The organism is Sphingopyxis sp. (genome assembly GCF_050725655.1).
Classification (GTDB): Bacteria; Pseudomonadota; Alphaproteobacteria; order Sphingomonadales; family Sphingomonadaceae; genus Sphingopyxis.
Window position 1 is genome coordinate 37604 of sequence record NZ_JBOHHT010000124.1, and the last position, 20607, is coordinate 58210.

Annotated in this window: 21 protein-coding genes; 9 read left to right on the forward strand and 12 right to left on the reverse strand. The window is 64.1% G+C overall.

Going from position 1 to position 20607, the window contains the following annotated elements:
- From ACREBX_RS20275 to ACREBX_RS20285, 3 genes are all read right to left on the reverse strand, one after another.
- Entirely contained in the window at positions 1-1236 is a 1236-nt protein-coding gene (locus tag ACREBX_RS20275; RefSeq protein WP_431563540.1) for a nitrate/nitrite transporter, read from the reverse strand.
- 260 nt (positions 1237-1496) lie between these two features.
- Positions 1497-2708 carry a CmpA/NrtA family ABC transporter substrate-binding protein gene (locus ACREBX_RS20280; protein WP_431563541.1) on the reverse strand — a complete coding sequence of 404 codons (1212 nt, stop codon included), beginning with the start codon at positions 2706-2708 and terminating at the stop codon, positions 1497-1499.
- Positions 2705-3286, reverse strand: a complete 582-nt coding sequence (locus ACREBX_RS20285) for an ANTAR domain-containing response regulator (RefSeq protein ID WP_431563542.1) — start codon at positions 3284-3286, stop codon at positions 2705-2707. Before ACREBX_RS20285 ends, ACREBX_RS20280 begins: the two co-directional genes overlap by 4 nt.
- A 669-nt stretch (positions 3287-3955) precedes the next feature.
- On the opposite strand from ACREBX_RS20285, the gene ACREBX_RS20290 reads away from it, so the two are divergent.
- Genes ACREBX_RS20290 through ACREBX_RS20325 form a run of 8 tightly spaced genes read left to right on the forward strand, consistent with a single transcriptional unit; the run spans position 3956 to position 10520 of the window.
- Positions 3956-4720 (forward strand): SDR family NAD(P)-dependent oxidoreductase, encoded by a 765-nt coding sequence (locus ACREBX_RS20290; protein WP_431563543.1) that lies wholly within the window; start codon positions 3956-3958, stop codon positions 4718-4720.
- A gap of 10 nt (positions 4721-4730) precedes the next feature.
- A complete protein-coding gene (locus ACREBX_RS20295; RefSeq protein ID WP_431563544.1) occupies positions 4731-5378 on the forward strand; it encodes a glutathione S-transferase family protein in 648 nt (215 codons plus the stop codon).
- Positions 5379-5390: 12 nt separating this feature from the next.
- Positions 5391-6371 (forward strand): thiamine pyrophosphate-dependent dehydrogenase E1 component subunit alpha, encoded by a 981-nt coding sequence (locus ACREBX_RS20300; RefSeq protein WP_431563545.1) that lies wholly within the window; start codon positions 5391-5393, stop codon positions 6369-6371.
- Positions 6368-7360, forward strand: a complete 993-nt coding sequence (locus ACREBX_RS20305; protein ID WP_431563546.1) for an alpha-ketoacid dehydrogenase subunit beta — start codon at positions 6368-6370, stop codon at positions 7358-7360. Before ACREBX_RS20300 ends, ACREBX_RS20305 begins: the two co-directional genes overlap by 4 nt.
- A gap of 5 nt (positions 7361-7365) precedes the next feature.
- A complete protein-coding gene (locus tag ACREBX_RS20310; protein ID WP_077145288.1) occupies positions 7366-7596 on the forward strand; it encodes a biotin/lipoyl-containing protein in 231 nt (76 codons plus the stop codon).
- Positions 7593-7985 (forward strand): nuclear transport factor 2 family protein, encoded by a 393-nt coding sequence (locus tag ACREBX_RS20315; RefSeq protein WP_431563547.1) that lies wholly within the window; start codon positions 7593-7595, stop codon positions 7983-7985. Before ACREBX_RS20310 ends, ACREBX_RS20315 begins: the two co-directional genes overlap by 4 nt.
- Positions 7986-7987: 2 nt before the next feature.
- Positions 7988-9625 (forward strand): FAD-dependent oxidoreductase, encoded by a 1638-nt coding sequence (locus ACREBX_RS20320; RefSeq protein ID WP_431563548.1) that lies wholly within the window; start codon positions 7988-7990, stop codon positions 9623-9625.
- 1 nt (position 9626) lies between these two features.
- The gene (locus ACREBX_RS20325; protein ID WP_431563549.1) at positions 9627-10520 is read left to right on the forward strand and encodes an SDR family oxidoreductase; all 894 of its coding nucleotides are present in this window, start codon (positions 9627-9629) and stop codon (positions 10518-10520) included.
- 1 nt (position 10521) lies between these two features.
- On the opposite strand, the gene ACREBX_RS20330 is transcribed toward ACREBX_RS20325, so the two are convergent.
- The 3 genes from ACREBX_RS20330 to ACREBX_RS20340 are packed head-to-tail and all read right to left on the reverse strand — an operon-like array spanning position 10522 to position 14003.
- Positions 10522-11316, reverse strand: a complete 795-nt coding sequence (locus ACREBX_RS20330) for a sugar phosphate isomerase/epimerase family protein (RefSeq protein ID WP_431563550.1) — start codon at positions 11314-11316, stop codon at positions 10522-10524.
- Complete coding sequence (locus ACREBX_RS20335; protein WP_431563551.1) at positions 11316-12755, reverse strand: aromatic ring-hydroxylating oxygenase subunit alpha; 1440 nt, start codon at positions 12753-12755, stop codon at positions 11316-11318. The genes ACREBX_RS20330 and ACREBX_RS20335 overlap by 1 nt, the downstream gene beginning before the upstream one ends.
- An 18-nt stretch (positions 12756-12773) precedes the next feature.
- Complete coding sequence (locus ACREBX_RS20340) at positions 12774-14003, reverse strand: aromatic ring-hydroxylating oxygenase subunit alpha (RefSeq protein WP_431563552.1); 1230 nt, start codon at positions 14001-14003, stop codon at positions 12774-12776.
- Between the two features lie 99 nt (positions 14004-14102).
- Between ACREBX_RS20340 and ACREBX_RS20345 the strand changes: the two genes are divergently transcribed.
- Complete coding sequence (locus tag ACREBX_RS20345; protein ID WP_431563553.1) at positions 14103-14639, forward strand: VOC family protein; 537 nt, start codon at positions 14103-14105, stop codon at positions 14637-14639.
- On the opposite strand, the gene ACREBX_RS20350 is transcribed toward ACREBX_RS20345, so the two are convergent.
- Genes ACREBX_RS20350 through ACREBX_RS20375 form a run of 6 tightly spaced genes read right to left on the reverse strand, consistent with a single transcriptional unit; the run spans position 14640 to position 20564 of the window.
- On the reverse strand, positions 14640-15458 hold the full coding sequence (locus ACREBX_RS20350) for a helix-turn-helix transcriptional regulator (protein WP_431563554.1): 819 nt from the start codon (positions 15456-15458) through the stop codon (positions 14640-14642).
- Positions 15459-15502: 44 nt separating this feature from the next.
- Positions 15503-16711, reverse strand: a complete 1209-nt coding sequence (locus ACREBX_RS20355) for an acyl-CoA dehydrogenase family protein (RefSeq protein WP_431563555.1) — start codon at positions 16709-16711, stop codon at positions 15503-15505.
- A gap of 7 nt (positions 16712-16718) precedes the next feature.
- Positions 16719-17867, reverse strand: a complete 1149-nt coding sequence (locus ACREBX_RS20360) for a thiolase family protein (RefSeq protein WP_431563556.1) — start codon at positions 17865-17867, stop codon at positions 16719-16721.
- Entirely contained in the window at positions 17864-18265 is a 402-nt protein-coding gene (locus ACREBX_RS20365) for a Zn-ribbon domain-containing OB-fold protein (protein WP_431563557.1), read from the reverse strand. The genes ACREBX_RS20360 and ACREBX_RS20365 overlap by 4 nt, the downstream gene beginning before the upstream one ends.
- Complete coding sequence (locus ACREBX_RS20370; protein WP_431563558.1) at positions 18262-19323, reverse strand: acyl-CoA dehydrogenase family protein; 1062 nt, start codon at positions 19321-19323, stop codon at positions 18262-18264. The genes ACREBX_RS20365 and ACREBX_RS20370 overlap by 4 nt, the downstream gene beginning before the upstream one ends.
- Positions 19320-20564 (reverse strand): cytochrome P450, encoded by a 1245-nt coding sequence (locus tag ACREBX_RS20375; protein ID WP_431563559.1) that lies wholly within the window; start codon positions 20562-20564, stop codon positions 19320-19322. The genes ACREBX_RS20370 and ACREBX_RS20375 overlap by 4 nt, the downstream gene beginning before the upstream one ends.
- Between the last annotated feature and the right edge of the window lie 43 nt (positions 20565-20607).

A 20607-nucleotide genomic window follows, 5' to 3' on the forward strand; every position in this document is an offset into this window, starting at 1 on the left:
TCAGATCCGCACGCCCTCGGCCGCGCCCCAGGTCGCGCGCCAGTGGCCCTTGACGAAGATCAGCGCGATCAGTGCCAGCACGGCGAGCCCCGCGAAGATGTAGAAGCCCGGTGCGAAGCTGCCGCTCCACTGCTTGGCGAAGCCGAGCGAAGAAGCGAGATAGAAGCCGCCCATGCCGCCCGCCATGCCGACGAGGCCGGTCATCACGCCGATCTCGGCCGCGAAACGTTGCGGCACCAGTTGGAACACCGATCCGTTGCCGATCCCGAAGGCGAGCATCGCGATCACGAACAGCGCGAGTGCGGCGGGCAGGCTGTCCGCTTGCGGAACGCCGGCGAGCGCCAGTGCGGCGACGACGAAGACGATCATCAGCGCCTTGACCCCGCCGATCCGGTCGGCGAGCGCGCCGCCCAGCGGGCGCACGAGCGATCCGGCGAAGACGCACGCCGCGGTGCAATAGCCGGCGGTGACCGGGGTAAGGTGAAATTGGTCGGTGAAGTAGATCGGGAGCGACGCGGCAAGCCCGACGAAGCCGCCGAAGGTCACCGCATAAAAAGCCATCAGCCACCAGGCATCGGCGGTCTTGAGCGGCTCGAAATAGCGCGTTTGGCTTTTTCGCGCCGGCGGGTTCGGCGCATCCTTCGCCATCACCATGTAGACGACGAAAACGATCGTGAGCGGGATGCACGCCAGGCCGAGTACCGCGTTCCAGCCATAGCTATTGGCGAGGGTGGGGGCCAATAGCGCGGCGAGCACCGTTCCCGAATTGCCCATGCCGGCAAGACCCATCGCCTTGCCCTGATGTTCGGGCGGATACCAACGGCTCGCCAGCGGCAGCGCGATTGCGAAACTTGCCCCCGCAAACCCCAGGACGAGGCCAAGCGCGAGGATGCCCTCGAAGCTGTCGATCCCGTTGAACCACGAATAGAACAGCCCGCCGATGACGACAATCTGACTGATGGCGCCCGCCCGCTTGGGGCCGATGTCATCGACGAGTATCCCGTTTGTGATCCTGAGCAGCGCGCCGGCAAGCGTCGGCACAGCGACCATCAAGCCTTTCTGCGCCGGGGTCAGGCCCAAATCCTGTGCGATCGTGGGCGCGAGCGGCCCGAGGATGACCCACACCATGAAGGCGAGGTCGAAATAGAGAAAGGCCGCGAGCAGCGTCGGCCAATGCCCGCTTGCCCAGAAACTCGATTTTGTCCCGGCACTGGCGCCGCTCTTCATGGTCGTCATCGTCCGTCCCCTTGTGCGACGGGCAATAAAAAAGCCGCCAGGACGGCGGCCATATGGGCGCATCCTGACGGCTTCATTGCCTGTTGGAGTGCGGGGAAAAGGCTCCCCGCCTGCCACGCGGACCGGCCCCTTCGTTGGAGACGTAGCCGCTTGATCCTGTCCCGGCATCCTTGCCGAGTGCGTAAAGACTGCCCGATTCGCCCTATCGGCGCAACCGGTTATTTCGCAGGTGCAGCATAAAATTCGGTGCGCGGGTAAAACTAGCCCAGATCAGCAAGATAGCCTTGAATATCGTCGGGATCGAAGGCGCGTCCGTCGAAAAAGCGATCGCTGCCGAGGACAAGGCGGCCCTGCGTCGAGCCGGCGCCGAGGGGCTCGCCGATCCCGCCTTCGAGCTTCGAACTGGCGCCGGGAAGGGGCGCGCCCGACCCGGCCAATGCGGCGCGATAAACGTCTGGGCGGAACACCGCGGCGGCTGTCGCGGCATCGGCGGCCGAATAGTCGGCCCGGTCCCATCGAAGCATCTGCGAATAAAGCCATGCCGCCTGGCTGCGCCAAGGGAAATTGGCGGCTTCGCGATGCTGGAACATAAAATCGGGATAGTGGATTGGGTCACCGCCGGGCACGAGCCGGATGCGATCGGTAATCGCGCGCAGTATCGCATCGCGCGGTGCGCCCAGATATTCGGGCCGCGCCAATATGTCGGCGCTTTCCTCCGCCGTGCCGGGTTCGACGAAATGGGCGGCGGCGTCGTGCAGCGCGCGCAGCAACGCCTCGACCGCATCGCGCCGCTCGTCGATGACGACCTCGCGCATCGCAAGCACCTTCTCGACGCCGCGGCGCCAGATCTGCGCGGTCGCGAGCGCGATATGACCGACGCCGCGATCGACCGCGATCGAGTTCCAGGGCTCGCCGACGCATATGCCGTCGACCTCGCCCGCCGCGAGCGCATCGGCGGCGAAGGGCGGGCTGGTGACAACGATCTCGACATCGGCGTCGGGGCGGATTCCTACCCCGGCGAGCCAGTATCGCAGCATGTAATTGTGGCTCGAATAGCGATGGACAACCCCGAAGCGCAGCGGTTGGCCCGCCCTCTTGCGTGCCGCCGCGATGTCCCGGAGCGCGGCGCCAATGATCACCGGATCGCCGAGCGCATCGCCCAACCCGACGTGGAGCGCCAGCGCGACCGAAAAGGTCACGGCATTGCCGTTGAGCCCCAGAACGAAGGGCACTGCCATCGCGACCGCCGGCCGGTCGCGGCCGAGCGCGGTCGCGATCGCCAGCGGCGCGATCATATGCGCCGCGTCGGTATGGCCATAGAGCAAGCGGTCGCGCACCGTCGCCCAAGTCATGTCGCGGACCAGTTCGATGTTCACGCCCTCACGCGCTGCGAAACCCAGCTCATGCGCGAGGATCGGCAGCGCGGCGTCGACCAGCGGCAGGAATCCGATGCGGAATGTCTCGGCGCTCATTCCATATCTCCCAAGAGCGCGTCGCTCGTGACGATCGCCTCGGCGATCTCGGCGATCCGGCGGTTGGTGCGCATCGCCTGACCGCGCAGCAGCGCGTAGGCGGCCGGCTCGTCGATTGTGCGGCGTTTCATCAGGATGGCCTTGGCGCGATCAATCACCGTGCGGTCTGCCAAGGCATTTTTGGCTTCGTCGAGTTCGCGCTGGAGCCGCGAAAATGCCTGGAACCGCCGCACCGCAAGATCGATGACGGGCTTGATCCGCTGCTTCGACAGGCCGTCGACGACATACGCCGACACCCCCGCGTCGATCGCGGCGCCGGTTGCCTCGGTATCGCTCTGGTCGACAAACATCGCGATGGGCCGGGCAAGCGCGCGCGACATGGCGAAGAAATCCTCGAGCAAATCGCGGCTGGGATTTTCCAGATTGACCAATATGACTTCGGGTTTCGCCGCTTCGATTTGCGCGACCAGCGCGCCCGCCGGATCGATCAGCACCAGATCGTCGAGCCCCGCCTCGCGCAAACCATCGGAGATGATCGCCGCGCGCGTCGTGCTGGTGTCGATGATCGCGATCCGCATGGCGGCGCCTTTACGGCGTGGCGTTCGAAATCGCTAGTGGGATCGTGTTTCGCGCATTTAAGCGAACATATTCTGCCCGGATTTCGACATTTTCAACCACGAATGGACAGCCGCGCAGAGAGATCGGCGGCAGGATTTCGAACGCTTTGATGCAGGTGAGGTGTACGAACCGGCTAAGCAATCGAAGATGTGCCGATGTAACCGGAATTCCGTTCCGGTGGCGGAGCGAAAGGTTTCAGAAAACTAAACCCATGTATTTGATATATTTTTTCAAATACTTGTCCGGAAAATTCGGTCCCACACGGCGTTCCCCGCATGTCTGAATTCATGATTCAGTCGGTATAATCTTTATGCGATATTTGCCGATTCTTTTCGATCATTTTCGATCCTACGCCATCATCATATTCTCGCGTGCGCGGGGCCGGCGCGCACCACCTGCGTGTCGAGACGTCGCTGTCGCGCCGTCCGGTTCGCGCCTCATTTCGGTCGCTCACCGAAATCATCCTGCCTTGCGAAAGCAGGCTCGACGGCGTGGTTTAGTTCTCATCTCAGGCTGTAGAACAACGCCGGTCCGTGATGCCCGCGCGGACTGCGATGCTCACATTTTTGCTGATGTCTCGCGATCAATGTTCCAGCTACCCTTCTTGCAAATAATCAGAGGAGGATGCGATGGATCTGGGTCTCAAGGGCAAAAAAGTCATCATGAACGGCGGCGCACACGGTCTGGGGCTCGCTTCGCTCAAGATTTTTGCGGCCGAGGGCGCCGACGTCGCCTTTTTCTCGCGCAACGCCGAAAAGGTAAAGGCCGCGGTCGCGGCGATCGACGCGGCGGGGCCGGGCAAGGTTCACGGCGAACAATTCGACATGACCGACAATCCCGACGGCTATCGCGAGTGGCTGGGCAAGGCGCGCGACGCGCTCGGCGGCTGCGACATCTTCATCCACACCGCCAGCTCGTCGGGGCAGGGCGCGACCGGGGATTGGCAGCGCGGGCTCGACATGGACGTCATGGGCGCGGTGCACGGGGTCGAGGTACTGACCGAGGCGCTGGCGGCGTCGGGGTCGGGATCGATCATCTTCATGTCGTCGACCGCGGCGGTCGAGACCTTCATCGTGCCGCAGGCGTTCAATGCGCTGAAGGCCGCACTCATCACCTATGGTTCGCAATTGAGTCAGGCGCTCGCGGCACAGAATATCCGCGTCAACATCGTCTCGCCGGGCGCAATCTATTACCCCGGCGGCAACTGGGAGGTCATCAAGGAGGCCGTTCCCGCGCTCTATGACGCGACGCTCGCGCAGATGCCGATGGGGCGTTTCGGCGAGGCCGAAGAAGTCGCCAAGGGCATCGTCTTCATGGCCTCGCCCGCTTGCCCTTATATGACCGGCGCGCATCTCGTCATCGACGGCGGTTTCACCAAACGCGTCCAGTTCTAGGCGCGGGGCGATGAAGCTATATCAATCACTCGGTCCTAATCCGCGCGTGGTGCTGATGTACCTCGCCGAGACCGGCGTGCAGGTCGATCGCCGGTTCGTCGACATCATGGCGGCCGAGAACCGCCAGCCCGACTTCTGCGCGAAAAGTCCGCTCGGCCACACACCTTTGCTCGAACTCGACGATGGGGGCTGCATCGCCGAAAGCATCGCGATCTGCGAATATCTGGACGAGACGCGCACCGCGCACGCGCTGCTCGGAGCGACGGCGGAGGAGCGCGCGCAGACGCGGATGCTGGTGCGGATCATCGACCAGCAGGCGGTGGTGCCGATGACGCTGGCGTTCCGCGGTGCCGAAGGGCTACCGATGTTCCAGCCGCGGATGCTGTGCCTGCCCGATGCCGCGGGCGATCTTAAACGCCAGGCGGCAAGCGGTATGGCGGCGATCGACAAGATCGTCGGCATCGGGCCGTGGATCGCCGGAGATCGGTTCAGCCTCGCCGACATCCTGCTGTTTTCGTTCGTCGAATTCGGAGCGATGGTCGGGCAGCCGCTCGATCCCGCGCTGACCAACCTGGTCGCATGGCGGGATCGTGTCGCGGCGCGGCCAAGTGCTGCCGACAGTGCCAATCATAAACAGGGCGTGGCCGAACCCGCCTGAGGAGAGACTAGCATGACCGACGCCTCGATCGATCGCGACAAATTGCGCGACATCTACACCCGCACGATGCGCGTTGCGCGTGCCGACGAGAAATTCCGCTCGCTGCTGATGACCGGCAAGCTGGCGGTGATCTATTACACCGTGCGCGGGCAGGAGCTGGTGTCGGCGGCGGCGATGGCGGCGCTCAACCAGGACGATTATCTCGTCACCACCTACCGCGGCCAGCACGACCAGATCGCCAAGGGCGTGCCGCTGAACCCGCTGTTTGCCGAGATCGCGGGCAAGGTCGGTGGCACCTGCCGCGGCAAGGGTGGGTCGATGCACATCACCCATCCCGAAACAGGCGTGATGGTGACGACGGGGGTCGTCGGATCGGGGCTGCCGATCGCCAACGGGCTCGCGCTCGCGTCGCAGAACCGCGGCGACGGCAAGGTGACGATGGTCTGCTTCGGCGACGGCGCGACCAATATCGGCGCGTTCCACGAGGCGATGAACATGGCGCAGTTGTGGAAGTTGCCCGTGATCTTCCTGTGCCAGAACAACCGTTATGGCGAGCACACCGCCTTTGCCGACCATACCAAGGTCGATTCGATCGTCACCCGAGCGAATGCCTATGGCATGGCCGGGGCGCATGTGGACGGCAATGACGCGATCGCGATGTACAACACGACGAAGGCTGCGGTCGAGCGTGCGCGGGCGGGTGAGGGGCCGACGCTGATCGAGGCGATGTGTTACCGGATGATGGGCCATTTCTTTGGCGCCGACTTCTCCTACATGCCCAAGGAGCATCTGGCAGAGATGGCGGCCGAGGATCCGTTGCCGCGACTGCGCCAGTTGATGCTTGATCACCAGTTCACCGAGGCCGAACTCGACGCGATCGTTGCCAACCTCGACGCGCAGATGGACGCGGCCGCCGAATTCGCCGCGAACAGTCCGCTGCCGGGGCCGGAGGAAATCCGCAAGGATGTCTTCGAAGAGGAGATTGCGGCATGAGCGGTCAGATCACGATGACGCAGGCGATCAACCGCGCGATCGACGAAGCGATGGCCGAGGATGAGGGCGTGATCCTGCTCGGCGAGGATGTCGCGGCGAAGCAGGGCGGCGGGGTGTTCAAAATCTCGTCGGGCCTCAGCGAAAAATATGGCGAGCACCGCATTCGTGCGACGCCGATTTCGGAAACGGCGATCGTCGGCGCGTGCGTCGGCGCGGCGCTCGCGGGTTTCCGCCCGATCGCCGAGATCATGCTGATGAACTTCGTCACCGTCGCGATGGACCAGATCGTCAACCACGCCGCCAAGCTGCGCTTCATGTCGGGCGGCCAGACGCATGTTCCGCTGGTCATCCGCACCACCACCGGGGTCGGCGTCGGTTTCGGCGGCCAGCATAGCGATATGCTGGAGGCGTGGTTTGCGCATGTCGCGGGGCTGAAGGTCGTGACCCCGTCGAACGCTGCCGATGCGCAGGGGCTGATGCGCGCCGCGATCGCGTGCAACGACCCGGTGATCTTTATCGAGAATATTCTCTGTTACGGGCTGAAGTCGGACGATCCGGGGCCGGGGCATATCGTCCCGCTCGGCAAGGCGGCGGTGACGCGCGAGGGGACCGACTGTTCGATCATCACCTATGGCCGCACCGTGCTCGACGCGCTCGAAATCGCGGGCAGGCTCGCCGAGGAAGGCATCTCGGTCGAGGTGATCGATCTGCGCACCATCGCGCCTTACGATGAGGCGACCGTCACCGCGTCGGTCGAGAAGACCGGGCGCGCGGTGGTGCTGCACGAAGCGGTCAAACAATATGGCACCGGCGCCGAAATCGCCTCGCGTCTCAACGAAAAATTGTTCGGTAAGCTGAAGGCGCCCGTGACACGGATCGGTGGCGCTTTCTCTGCCGTGCCGATGGCGAATGCGCTCGAACAGGCGTGGATTCCGAACAAGGATGCCATCGCCGACGCCGTGCGCGCCGCGGTCAACTGGAAGGGATGAAGACAATGGCGGAAGAACTGCGCATCCCGAAGATTGGCATGTCGGCGACCGAAATGACACTCAATGAGTGGATGGTCGGCGATGGCGAGCGTGTCGAGGTCGGCGATATCATCTACACCGTCGAAACCGACAAGACGACGGTCGAGATCGAGGCGCAGGTTGCGGGGACGATTCGCCCCACGGGAGTCGAGGGTGAAGTCTATCCGGTCGGCGCGTTGGTCGGGACGATCGAATGACGCCGCTCGACGCCAGCAAGGCGATGTACGCCGCGGTCGCCAAAGGCGACTGGGACGCGGTCGCCGATTTCATGGCCGACGCCTTCGTCATCCATGAACCAGCGTCGCTTCCCTATGGCGGCGAGTGGAAAGGGAAGGACGCGCTGCAGCGGCTTTACGCGCATGTCATGGGCTATTGGGAAGACCCGGTGGTCAAATGGCAGGAATTGGTTGGCGGCGAAAAATATGCCGTCGCGTTGCTGCACTTCACGGTGACGGCGCGATCTTCCGGCAAGCGGTTCGAGACGCATATCGCCGAAGTCACCGCGTTCGACGACGCTGGCAAGATGGCGTCGATGCGCATCCATTATTTCGACACGGCCGATATGGTCGAACAATTGAAGGCATAGCCATGATGGAAGCGCCGCATGTCCTCGTTCTGGGTACTGGCGGCGCGGGGATGACCGCCGCGATCGCCGCGCATGAAGCCGGCGCGCGGGTTTCGCTGTTCGAAAAGGGCGACGAGGTCGGCGGCACCACGGCCTGGTCGGGCGGGATGATCTGGGTTCCGAACAATCATCATGAAGCCACGCTTGGCGTCGAGGACAACCGCGAAAAGGCGCTGACCTATTTGCTGTCGATGTCGCACGGGTTGATGCAGGAGCATCTGGTCGAGGCGTTCCTCGATCATGGGCCCGAGATGGTGGCCTTCCTCGAAGCGAATACGCCAGTGCAGTTCCGGCCTATCCCCGAATTTCCCGACTATCATGCCGAGTTTCCGGGCGGGATGCCCAATGGGGGGCGCTCGCTCGATTGCCCGCTCTATTCCTTTCACGAACTGGGCGACTGGGCCGAGCGGGTGACGCGCTCGCCCTATTATCCCTCGCCGCATTTCTCGATCTACGACACTCCGCTCGGACAGGCGCAGCCTGAACCGCTGTCGCCCGAGGAGTTGCAGCGACGGATCGACGCCGATCTGCGCGGCAGCGGGCAGGCGCTGGTCGGGCGGTTGCTGCGGGCGTGCCTCGATCGCGGCATCGAGCCGCGGACGGGGCCTCGTGCGGTACGGTTGCTGATGGACGGTGAGCGCGTTGCGGGGGCGGTGTTCGAAACCGCTGACGGGACGGTCGAGGTCGCCGCCGATGCGGTGATCCTCGCGACCGGTGGTTTCGAATGGGACAAGGATTTGCTCCGCGCCTTCCTCCGCGGGCCGATGACGCATCCGTTGAGCCCGCAGACGAACAGCGGCGACGGGCTGAAAATGGCGATGCGCGTCGGGGCGATGCTCGGCAATATGCGCGAGGCGTGGTGGATGCCCGTGGCCGAGGTGCCGGAAAGCGAATGTTCGACCGGCAAGACGCTCGTCGCCGGTCAGCGCAGCCTGCCGCATTCGATCATGGTCAACTGCGCGGGCAAGCGTTTCACCAATGAGGCGGCGAATTACAACGCCATCGGCGCGGCCTTCCACGATCAGGATGTCAGCGCGTTCGACTATGCCAACCTGCCGTGCTGGCTGATCTTCGACCAGCAATATATCGACCGCTTCGGCTTTGGCATGATCAGCGGCGAGCGTGGCGTTGCGCCCCCGCAATGGTCGATGCGCGCCGAAAACCTGCCCGAGCTTGCGCAGCGGCTGGGCATCGATGCCGATGCGCTTGAAGCGACGGTCGATCGGTTCAACGGCCACTGCGCGAGCGGGCGCGATCCCGATTTCGGGCGCGGCGATGCGGCGCATGACCGCTGGTGGGGGGATCCCGACGGACGCGGATCGACGGCCGCAACGCTCGGCCCGGTCGGGCAGGCGCCTTTCTTCGCGGTCGAGCTCAAGAGCGGGGCGCTCGGCACCAAGGGCGGCCCACAGACTGATGTGAACGCGCGGGTCTTGAGCGTCGATGGCGGGGCGATCCCTGGCCTCTATGCCGCGGGCAATGTCATGGCCTCGGCAATGGGCATGACCTACGGCGGCCCCGGCGGGACGATCGCGCCGGGCATGGTGTTCGGCTTTCTTGCCGGGCGCCACGCGGCCCATGCGACCGAAAGAACAGGCTGAGATGCGGGTGATGGTGCTGGGCGCGTCGGCGGATCAGGGAGTTCCGCTGGTGCGTGCGCTGCGCGCTGCGGGCCATGACGTGACCGCAGGGGCGCGACGCGCGGACGCCATGGCGGGTACGCCGTTTCCGAGCTTGCCGACCGTTCACGCCGATATTGGAGACAGCGCGTCGCTCGCGGCCGCCTTTGCCGGGCAGGACGCGCTTGCCTTTCACTTGCCGTTCGAATTTGACCGCGCGCGCGCCGCTGCTTACGGGCAGGCGATCGGCACGGCGGCGAAGGCGGCGGGCATTCGCGATATCGTGTTCAACACCGCCTGTTTTGTCGCCGACCATGATCTTGATCTGTCGGCGCACGACGGTCGGCGCGATATCGAGGCGGCTTTGCAGGCGAGCGGCGCACGATGTTGCTTCGTCGAGCCCGTGGTGTTCATGGACAATATGATCCGCGTCTGGAGCAGGCCGTCGATCGCGCAGCGCGGCATCTTTGCCTATCCCGCCGCGCCGACGTTGCGGATCAACTGGGTGTGCCTGGGCGACGTTGCCGCCGCTATGGTCGCGGCGCTCGAACAATCCGATGCGCCGCTGCACCTGCCGCTGGGTGGTCCCGAAACGCTGGTTGGCGATCAAGTGGCCGAACGCTTGTCGGAGGCGCTCGGCCGACCGATCCGTTTCCTCAGCCTTGCGCCCGACGAATTCGCTGCGAGCATGAGCGAACTTGTCACCGGATCGCGTGAGGTCCAGCCGCACAGCATCTATGACGGCATGGCGAAATTCTATCGCTGGTATAACGATCAGCCTGTGTCGCCATTGATCGTCGATCCGGCGCCGGCCGCGCGGCTGGGATTGACCCCGACGCCCTTGGTCGAGTGGGCGAAGCGGCAGGACTGGAGCTAGGCTAGCGCAGCCATTGCTGCGTTGCGGTCAGCAAGACGCGGGCCCGCTCGACCGGATCGGGGTAGCCATCGCGCAGCATCGCGCTGCGGAGCTCGACGCTCAGCGGAATATCGCCTGGCAATACCGCCAACAATTCGGTCAATGGCAGCGCGCCGTCGCCGGGCATCAGCCGCAGATCGAGTGCTTCGTGGATAATCGAGGGAACGTCGCTCGGCGGCGGGCCGCTGGCGGGGGCGTCGCAGAACTGCGCATAGGGAAAGCGGTGCGGGTCGATCGCGGCGAGATCGCCAGGTGCGCCACCGGTTCTGGCAAGGTGCAGCGGATCGATCAGCAGGCCGACCTCTTCGCACCCGGCCGCATCGAGGATGGCCAATGCCGCGTCGATAGTACCGACCGCCGTAAAGGCGGCAAACTCCAGACAGACGCGCATCCCCGACGCCGCTGCATGGCTGCTCAACCGCGCCAGCTTTTCGGCGGTGCGCGCGGGGTCGGATTCGGAACTCACCACCAGCACATTGCGCGCGCCGATGGCCGCGCCGGCATCGATCGCGGCGAAATGCGCTGGATCGTCGGGACCGGGTTTCAGCCAGATCACCTCGATATCGAGCGCGACCAGCCCGGCGTCGGCGATACGGTCACGGATTTCGATCGTCGTGGCCGGGGTCCACGTCGCTGGATCGTACCAGATGCCGACTGCCGGCCAATCACTTTGCGCTGCCGCTGCCACGGTCCGCTGCGGCGAGAAGTCGGGCATCACCCCCGCCGCCAGCGATAGCAGAGGGCGGCGTGTCGCCATCAGGCCGGCAGCGTCCCGTCCATATATTTTTCCAGCGTGCGGTGGAAATGGCGGATGCGGCTTTCCTGATAATGGCCGAGTTCGAGCACCCCGTTCGGCGACGATTTCATCCCCTCCTGCACATAAGGCAGGTTTTCCATGTCCTGATCGAACACCCCGGCGAGCGCGGCGCCGATCAAATGACTGGCGCTGGCGAACGGTTGATCATCTGGGACCAGGTACATCGGCGCCGATTTCGGCGGCTTTTCGCCCTTGGGCGTGCGCATCAGGATGCGGACTTCCATCAGGCAATGGTCGGCGTCGCCCCACGGGCGCCAGCGATAGACGATGTTGGGCACCAGCCCTCCCCAGGGCGACCAGTTGGGGAAGACATTGTACGTGAAATTGTCGAGCATCTCGCTGTCGGTCGCGTCCGAATAATCATGCCCGTTCACCGCTGAAAAGGCGTCGCGGTTCGCCTGCGCCAGCACCTTGCGCGCCAGCATCGGGTCGTCGGCTTCGAAGCCTTTCAGATCGGCAGGGTCGCCGGTCGCGCGGCGCGCGCGGCTATCGCCCGCACCGATGAAATCTTCGAGCGATTTCAGGACGTAGAACTGATCCTTGCCCTTGATGTGCGGCGACATTGCGCCCGCCGGGGTGATCGCGCGGTTGAGAAAGTCGCCATAGAGGTCGTAGCGCGTGTTCGCGTCAGCGGTGAAGCCCAGGATCTGGGGATGGGTGACGATGCTGTGCCACGCCTCCATAAAGGCTTCGGATACCGCTTTCCAGTTGGCCGGAATGACCCGGCCGACCCATGCGCCGGTGTAGCATTCGTCCAGCCGCCAATTGTCATAATGCTCGACGCCCGGGCCGACCCAGTCGCGGAACGATGGCAGGTCGAGATTTTCGGTGACGAGGATGAAGCCTTGCCAACGTTCGACCCGCAGTTCGGGCAGGCTCATATCCTTGGCTTCGAGATGCTTGAAATCCCACGCGCACGGGGCTTCCTTGAAGCGCCCGTCATGGTGCCAGGAAAAGCCATGGAAGGGGCAGCGCAGGTTGACCGCGGGTCCGCTCTCGGTGCGCAGCTTGCGGCCGCGGTGCAGGCAGACGTTGTAGAAGGCTTTGACCGACAGGTCCTTCTGACGGACGAGCAGGATGCTTTTCTCGTTGATGTCATAGACGACCGTATCGCCGGGTTCGGGCATATCCTCTTCGCGCGCGGCATATTGCCAGATGTTCGGCCACATCTTTTCGCGTTCGAGCTTCGCCCAATCCTCGCTGACATAGCGCGCGATCGGGATCGGTGCGTCGCCTATATCCTGGTTCGATTCGGCGAACAGATAGTCGGGCACGCGCCGGGTATCGGCCTTCAGCATGTCGGTGTAGCTGGTGCCGGGGCAACGATCGTCGCGCCCGCTATCGCTGTTGTCGGCCTGGGTAGGACTGAGGTCGTTCATCGATAAACTCCGGAGGGTTCAGGCGATCTGGTCGAGCGGCATGCCGCAGGCGGCGGCGATCGAACGGTGGACGCCGTGCAAGGCCGGCTCGTTCGCGCCCAACACGACGCGGAAATTGTCGGGTGCGGTCATCAGGTTGGCGTAGCCATTGCTCGCGACGCGATAATCCTCGGTCTGCACCACCGTCGCGGTCGCGTCATAGGCCATCTCGCACATCGCGCGATGCGCGTCATTTTCGACCCCGAACGGCGCATAGACCGCAAACTGGCAGAACATCTTGCCCGGTCCGTCGGGGAAGAGGCGGAAGACCTGCGTAAAATAGACCCCGGGCGTGACGGCGCCGAAGAAGATCACGGTGTTGGGGAACAGAAAATGCACTCCGCCATATTCGGTCTCGGGCCATTCGCTCTCGTCCTTGCCGACGAGCGTGCCGATCGACAGGTCGGGAAAGCTCACGCGATGATGGCGGCCGATCGGTTCATAGACGTTGCGGTCGCTGTAGTGCGTCTGGCCGATCGTCGTGTTGTGGAGCATCTTGAAGTGATAGCTCTCACCATAGGTGTCGAGCGCGAACTTCCAGTTCGAATCGGCGGTGAGGATGCCCTTCTTGACCGGTTCGGCGCGATGCAGCTCAAGTTGTGCCAGCACCGGTCCGAAATCGCCAAGATGCGCCTCGGCGTCGATCGGTTCGCCATCGGGATTGGCGCGGACGAAGATCAGGCCGAGATGTTCGGTGCAGGGCAGAGCGATCAGATTGCGGGCGCCGATCTCGCAGTTTGCAAAGCCTTCCTTGCCGGGCTGTCCGACGAGTTCGCCCGCCGGGTCAAAGGTCCATGCGTGAAAGGGGCAGACGAGACGCGGTCGCGGGCCGCTCCAGGGCTCTTTTTCTTCGACCAGCTTCGCACCGCGGTGCGTGCACATGTTGAGGAAGGCGCGGGCGACGCCGTCCTTGCCGCGCGCGACGAGGATCGACGGGCCGACCGAGTCGAAGACGAGTGTGTCGCCGGCCTTGGGAATGTCGCCGGAAAGGCCCGCCACAATGGGCTCGCCCCGGAAGATATGCTTCATTTCCGCCGCGTTGCGGGCCTCACCGGTATAAACGGATTTGTGCAGCGGCAGCGGCGCTTCGGCGCGGTCGGTGCGGTTCTCGGCGACGATCGATACCAGCTTGCGCAGTCCGGTGCGCGCATTGCGCTTGCGGACGGCAGGCCAATCCTTCTGGGCGATATGGGGATCGGAATCGGCCATAGCTCTCCTCACATTTTGCCCAGTATGCTTCCGGGTCTCGGCTATCTTATCGCACAGAGTCGCAAGCTTGTGCGCTATCGCTTTTGAGGAGGATGTCCCATGACCGGAACTCGAACACTCGCATCGCTGGGCGACGTCATGCAGCTGGCATTTGTGCCATCGGACTTTGACGCGGCGGTGAAACATTGGACCGAAGTGATCGGTGCGGGACCGTTTTTTCTGCTACCGAACGTATCGCTTCCCGGCGGGCGCTATCGCGGCGAGGCCAGCGATCCGGTCTTCACCATGGCGCTTGGCTATTGGGGCGACATGCAGATCGAGTTGATCCGGCCCGAGAATGACGCCGCGTCGATCTATCGCGGCGATTATGGGGTCGCCGACCGGCTTCACCATGTTTGCCTGTTGGTCGATTCGATCGACGAGGCACGCGCGCGGTGCGGCGAGGTCGGCGCCGAGATCATCTTCGAGGCGCCCGTTGGCGATACCGGCGGGGTGATCTACGCCGATCCGGGCAGCGGTCCCGGCAATCTTGTGGAACTACTGGAGCCGCAGGCGGGCACCAGGGAATTGTTCGCGATGATGCGCGACGCGGCGCGGAACTGGGATGGCAGCGAGCCGCTACGCTCGCTGGGATAATCAGCTATTCGCGCCGAGGTAGCCGAGCTGCCCGGCCTTGAAGATCGTCTGCGCGCGGTTGACCGAGTTCAGTTTCTCACCCGCACGATGGACATGATAGCGCACCGTCGCGTGGCTCAGCGAGATGATCATGCCGATTTCGCGGTCGGTCTTGCCGATCGCGGCCCAGCGCAGACATTCGACCTCGCGCTTCGACAGCTCGCAATCCGACGGGATACGCCGCTTGGTTCGCATCGCCGAAGCATAGCCCGCGATGAAGCGCCGCGTCGCGAGCGCCAGCGTGTCGCCGATTTCCGCGAACAGGTCGCTCAGATCGGCGATGTCTGGATCGGTCGGATGAAAGCTGTTGGCAGAAATCTGTCCAAACGGCAGATGCACCGGAATAACGATCGCCGCCTTATAGCGCGGGTTCGCGGCGAAATAGCGCGCCGGGTCGATTTCTTCGAGATAGGGGTTCGGCTGGGCGGTGCGAAACCCGTCGCTGTTGCACCAGAACGGCTCGCTTTCGTAGCGACATGATCGCGGCAAGGGCGAATGAAGCGCCAGCCGGTGATCTTCCCACCAGCGTTCGCCGTCGCCGAGCCAGCCGAACAGGTCAGCCGCCAGCACCGCGCCATCGGCATCGACCATCGTCTCCTTGGACGCGATATCGTCGCATAGCGCAGCGCGCAGACCAAAAGCCGCAGCATAGTCGCGGAGCAACACCGCGGCATCGTGGATGTCCTCCACGTTGCGGATCGTGACCGCGTCGACGAGCGTCCTGGCATCCATTGGGGGTGCGAACCCGTCGACGGGCAGTTTTTCTGCCTGTTCTCCCATGCCGGGGACTATCTCATACGGGCGGGCAAGTCGCAATGCATGTGTCATAAGCGGAGCACCGTCTTTGCTATGATGTTTTTCTGAACTTCGCTCGAACCGCCGAATACGGTCCAGGCACGGCTGTTGAGATAGCGGGCGGCGGCAACCTGCGCGTCCTCGTCGCCGATCGGCGACGGCGCCTCGTTGCCATAGAGCGGGCGAACGGTGGGCAATTGCAGGCCGTCATACCCATGGAGATCCATCGCAAGGGCATCGATCCGCTGGTGCAGTTCGGACGAGATCAGCTTGACGAGCGAGGTCTGCGGTCCGGCGGGGCGGCCCTTGGCGATGTCGGCGAGGATGCGCAGTTCGGTGGTTTCGAGTGCTTCGGCCTCGAGCCGCAGCCGCGCGATCTGGATCGCAACCTGGATGTCGCCGCCGAGCGATCCATTGTGCCCGCTCGGCGCGATGCCTGCGAGCTGTTCCAGATGATCGATCGCGCGGATCAGGCGCGGCGCGTGGAACGACCCGCCGCGCTCATTCTCGAGCAAGAATTTGGCGATCGTCCAGCCTTGACCTTCCTCGCCGATCCGGTTGTCGACCGCGGTGCGCGCGCCATCGAGGAAGACCTGGTTGACCTCATGGTCGCCCGCCATCGTGATGATCGGGGCAACCGTGACGCCGGGTTGGTCCATCGGCACGAGCAGAAAGCTGATCCCCGCCTGTTTCTTCACTTCGCTGTCGGTGCGAACGAGGCAGAAGATCCAGTTCGCATGATGGGCATGCGTGGTCCAGATTTTCGACCCGTCGACCACATATTCGTTGCCGTCGCGCCGCGCGCGGGTGCGGAGCGACGCGAGGTCGGAGCCGCTATGCGGTTCGGAATAGCCCTGACACCAATAATCGGTTCCGGCGCGGATCGCGGGCAGGAAGCGGTCCTTCTGTTCCTGCGTGCCGAAGGCGCAGATCACCGGGCCGACGAGGCGCAGGCCGAGCACCGACAAGGCCGGTGCGCCGGCGACCGCGCATTCCTTTTCGAAGATATAGCGTTGCATCGGTGTCCAGCCGGTGCCGCCACAATCCTCGGGCCAGTGATAGGCGACCCACCCCTTGTCGTTGAGAATGCGGTGCCAGACGAGGCCGATATCGGGTTCGACGAACACGCCGGGCGTTCGTTTCGCTCCGTCTCGTACATGGTCGGGGAGCGAGGTGCGGAGGAAATCGCGCACCTCCTCGCGGAAATACAGTTCGTCTTGGGTGAGATCGAGATCCATAAATTCGCTAGCGTTCGAGGATCGCCACGGCCGACAGGCCGGGCGCGCCATAGACATGGCTGTAACCGACCTTGGGGCCGTTCGGCACCTGCCGCTCGCCGCCGCGGCCGCGCAGTTGCACCGTATTTTCATAGACTTGCCGCAGGCCCGAGGCGCCGATGGGTTCGCCGCAGGCAAGGCAGCCGCCGTCGGTGTTGATCGGCATTTTACCGCCAATCTCGCTCCATCCCTCGGCGAGCCATTGTTCCTGTTCGCCGTCCGCGCAGAAGCCGTTTTCGGCCATATGCATGATCTCGGCGCCGGATTCAGTATCCTGCAATTGCGCGACCGACACGTCGGTCGGGCCGATACCGGCCATTTCGAAAGCGGCGCGGCTCGCGACCTCGGTCGGTTTGCCGCCGCCACCCACCGCCACCGACGGGGCAAACACTTCGAACGAGCCTTCGGGGCGGGTGCGGAAGGCGACGCTGGCGATGCGGACCGCGTCGGACCCAAGTTCGCGCACTTTTTTTGCGCTCGCCAGCACCAGTGCAACGGCGCCCTCGGCGGGTGAGCAGAACATATATTTGGTCAGCGGATCGTTGACGATCGGCGCGTTCAGGATCGTGTCGAGATCGACCGGCGAGCGCCGCCATGCATGATCGCACAGCGTGCCGTTGCGAAACGCCTTTTCGGCGACGAGCCCGAGTGTGCGGCGACTGATGCCGTAGAGCGCCATATAGCGCTGGATCTTCAGCGCGAAGAATTGCGTCGTCAGCATCATCCCCGTCTCGCCATACCATTCGGGCAGGCCATAATCGGACGGCTTGGCGTTAAAGGCGCCGCGCGGATGCTTGTCGAACCCGACTGCCAGCGCGACATCGCATGCGCCCGCCGCGATGGCGTTGCGCGCGGCAGTCAGCGCGCTGCCTCCCGTGGCGCAGCCGTTCGCAACATTGATGAACGGCACGCTGGTCAGCCCGAGTTCGTTGACCATGATGTCGGCCGAACCCGCCGCCGCCGAGCCGCCATAGGCGAATTCGACATCGGGCCACTCCAGCCGGGCGTCGGCGAGGGCTTCGCGCACGGCGAAAACGCCTTGATCGCGGCCCGACCGGCCGTCGGTGCGGCCGAAAGGATGGATGCCCGCCCCGATGATATAGACGTCGTCGTTCATTGGGCGCGCTCCGGGCGAAAAGCATAGGTCGACCGTTCCGCATCGAAGGGAATGATCGCGAATATCATCGGCATGCCGATCCGGAGATCGGCGGGCTCGGCGTCGACGATCCGCGTTTCGACGATCACCTCGCCTGGCAGTTCGACATAGCCGATCAGATAGGGAGCGAAGGGCTGCGGGCCGGCGTAGGGCCATTTCGGCTCGAAACTCTGTGTCGTCCACGACCACAGCGTGCCGCGCCGCGATAATGCCACCGGCTCGACCAGCGCGGCCGCGTCGCCGTCGGGAACAGGAAAAACAATTTCGCCCGTCGCCCGTCGCGCGCCGATAAGCTGGGGATCTGCGCCGTCGGTCCATAAGCCGCCAGCGATCGGGGTGAGCGTGGAAACGTTGGTCATGCTGCCCTCGCATAGCTGCGCAGGCAATGCGCCTGATCGCCGAAAAATTTGTCGAGCAGCATCACGCGCTTCAGCGCATGTCCGATCGCGAGTTCGTCGGTCTGGCCCATGCCGCCATGCATCTGCACGGCTTCCAGCCCGATGCGCGTTGCGGCCTCGCCGACATAGGCCTTGGCGCCCGCGGTGATCCGCGGCCATTTGGCGTCGTCCGTGGTCGGATCGAGCATCGCGGTGCGCAGCACCATCGATCGTGCCTGTTCCAGCGCGGCATAGCATTCGACGAGCCGGTGCTGGAGCGCCTGGAAGCTGCCGATTGCGGCGCCGAACTGCTGGCGTTCGCCGACATAGGCGAGGGTGTCGTCGAACATGCTTTGGGCAAGGCCCAGCATCTCGGCAGCGGCTAGCAGGCGGACATCGCCGATCACGCGCTGGAACTTCACTTTGGGCAGATCGAGCGGTTCGACAGGGACGCCATGTAGATCGAGCGTCGCGGCGTTCGATCCGTCGATGACAGGATAGTCCTGCTGCACGACGCCCGTGGCATCGCGGGCAACCTTTGCGAGCCGATTGCCAGACGCCGTCACCAGAAACATATCGGCGAGCCGCGCGCCAGGGATGAATGTCTTGGCGCCGGTAATCTGGTTCCCCTCGACTCTTGTGGCGACGGGGTCCGCTTCGTATCGATGGCCAGGCTCGGCGAAGGCAACTGCGACGAATCGCGTTCCCGCCAGCATCTCCTCGACCAGCGCGCCATCGTCAGCCGCCGCGGCCAGCCGGATCGGCAGCACGCCATTCTCGATCCAGGGGTCGATCGCGAGTCCCTTGCCGAGCGCCTCGGCGACGAGCGCGAGGTCGACCATCGTCCCGCCCATGCCGCCCATTGCCTCGGGCGCGGCGAGCGCGAGCAGGCCGAGGTCGGCGACCTCCTGCCAGCGCGCGCGCGAATAGCCGCCATCGGTGCTCCGCATCGCATGGCGCGCGGCGATATCGACGGGACCGAGAAAACGGCCGATCGTGTCGCGCGCCAGCTGCTGGCCTTCGTCGAGGTCGAAGTTCATGCGCGCCGCCGGAAGCTGATCGGCAGAGTGGTAAGTCCGCGCAGCAGCATGTTCGGTGGCCAGCTTGGCGTATGACCTTCGGAGACGCGGAAATCGGCGAGACGCGTCAGCAGTTCGGAATAGGCCACCGCCATTTCCTTGCGGCTCAGCATGTTGCCGACGCACATATGAATTCCTTTGCCGAAGGCGAGGTGGCTGCGCGCATTGGCGCGTTCCATGTCGAAACGGTCGGGATCGGGATATTTGGCCGGGTCGCGGTTCGCCGCAGCGTAGCGCAACTGCACCATCGCGCCCTTCGGGATTTTGACCCCGCCAAGCTCGGCGTCCTTCAGCACCATGCGCCACATGCCCGCGGTGGGGCTTTCGGTGCGCAGCACTTCCTCGACCAGATTGATGATAGCGCGGTCGTTGCCTTCGTCGGCGGCCGCGACCGCTTTCGCCATCTGGTCGGGGTTTTCGATGAGCTGGAGCAGCCCGCCGGCGAGCGCCGAGGTCGTCGTCTCGTTCCCCGCGACCATCAACTGCTGCATGATCGACAGGATCTCTTCGTCTTCGAGCGGCCGTTCGCCATCGACCTCTGCATGGACGAGGTCAGAGAGCAGGTCGTCGGTGCGGCTGGCGCGGCGCTCGTCGATCCTGGCTTTCACATAATGCTGGAATTCGACGACCTCGCGCGCGCATTCGAGCTCTCGCTCCTTGGGGATCATCCGTCCGAGGCGATCAACGAAGGCGTCGGACCAGCGCTTCACGCGATCGAGTTCGCCTTCCATGCCGATCTGGCTCGCGATCATGGCGACGGGCAGGGGAATGCCGAAATCGCTCACGAAATCGACATCGTCCTTCTCGGCCATCGTTTCGATCAGGTCGACAACCACGCCGCGCATATCCTCTTCGATCGCGGCGACGCGCTTCATCGAGAAGGCGAGATTGACGAGCTTGCGGAAGCGCGTGTGCGTCGGCGGGTCGGCGGTCAGCAGCGTGTCGACCTGCGGCCACCCTTTGGCGAGGATCGCCGCAACATCGCCGTCCTCGGCCATCGCGCCCGACAGCGTCCCCTGAAAATTGTTCGAGAAGGTCTCGACGTCGCCGGTCGCCTGCGCGCAATGCTCATAAGACAGGACGAGGAACATGCTCTCCGACAATTGGACGACCGGGCTTTTGGGCATCCATGCGCGATAATAATCGAACGGGTCCGCGATGACCTGCGGCTCGAAAAAACTGCTTGCGGCGATATCGTTCACGCGCCTCTTCCCTCAATCTTCTTGTTATACGCGCAACTATATG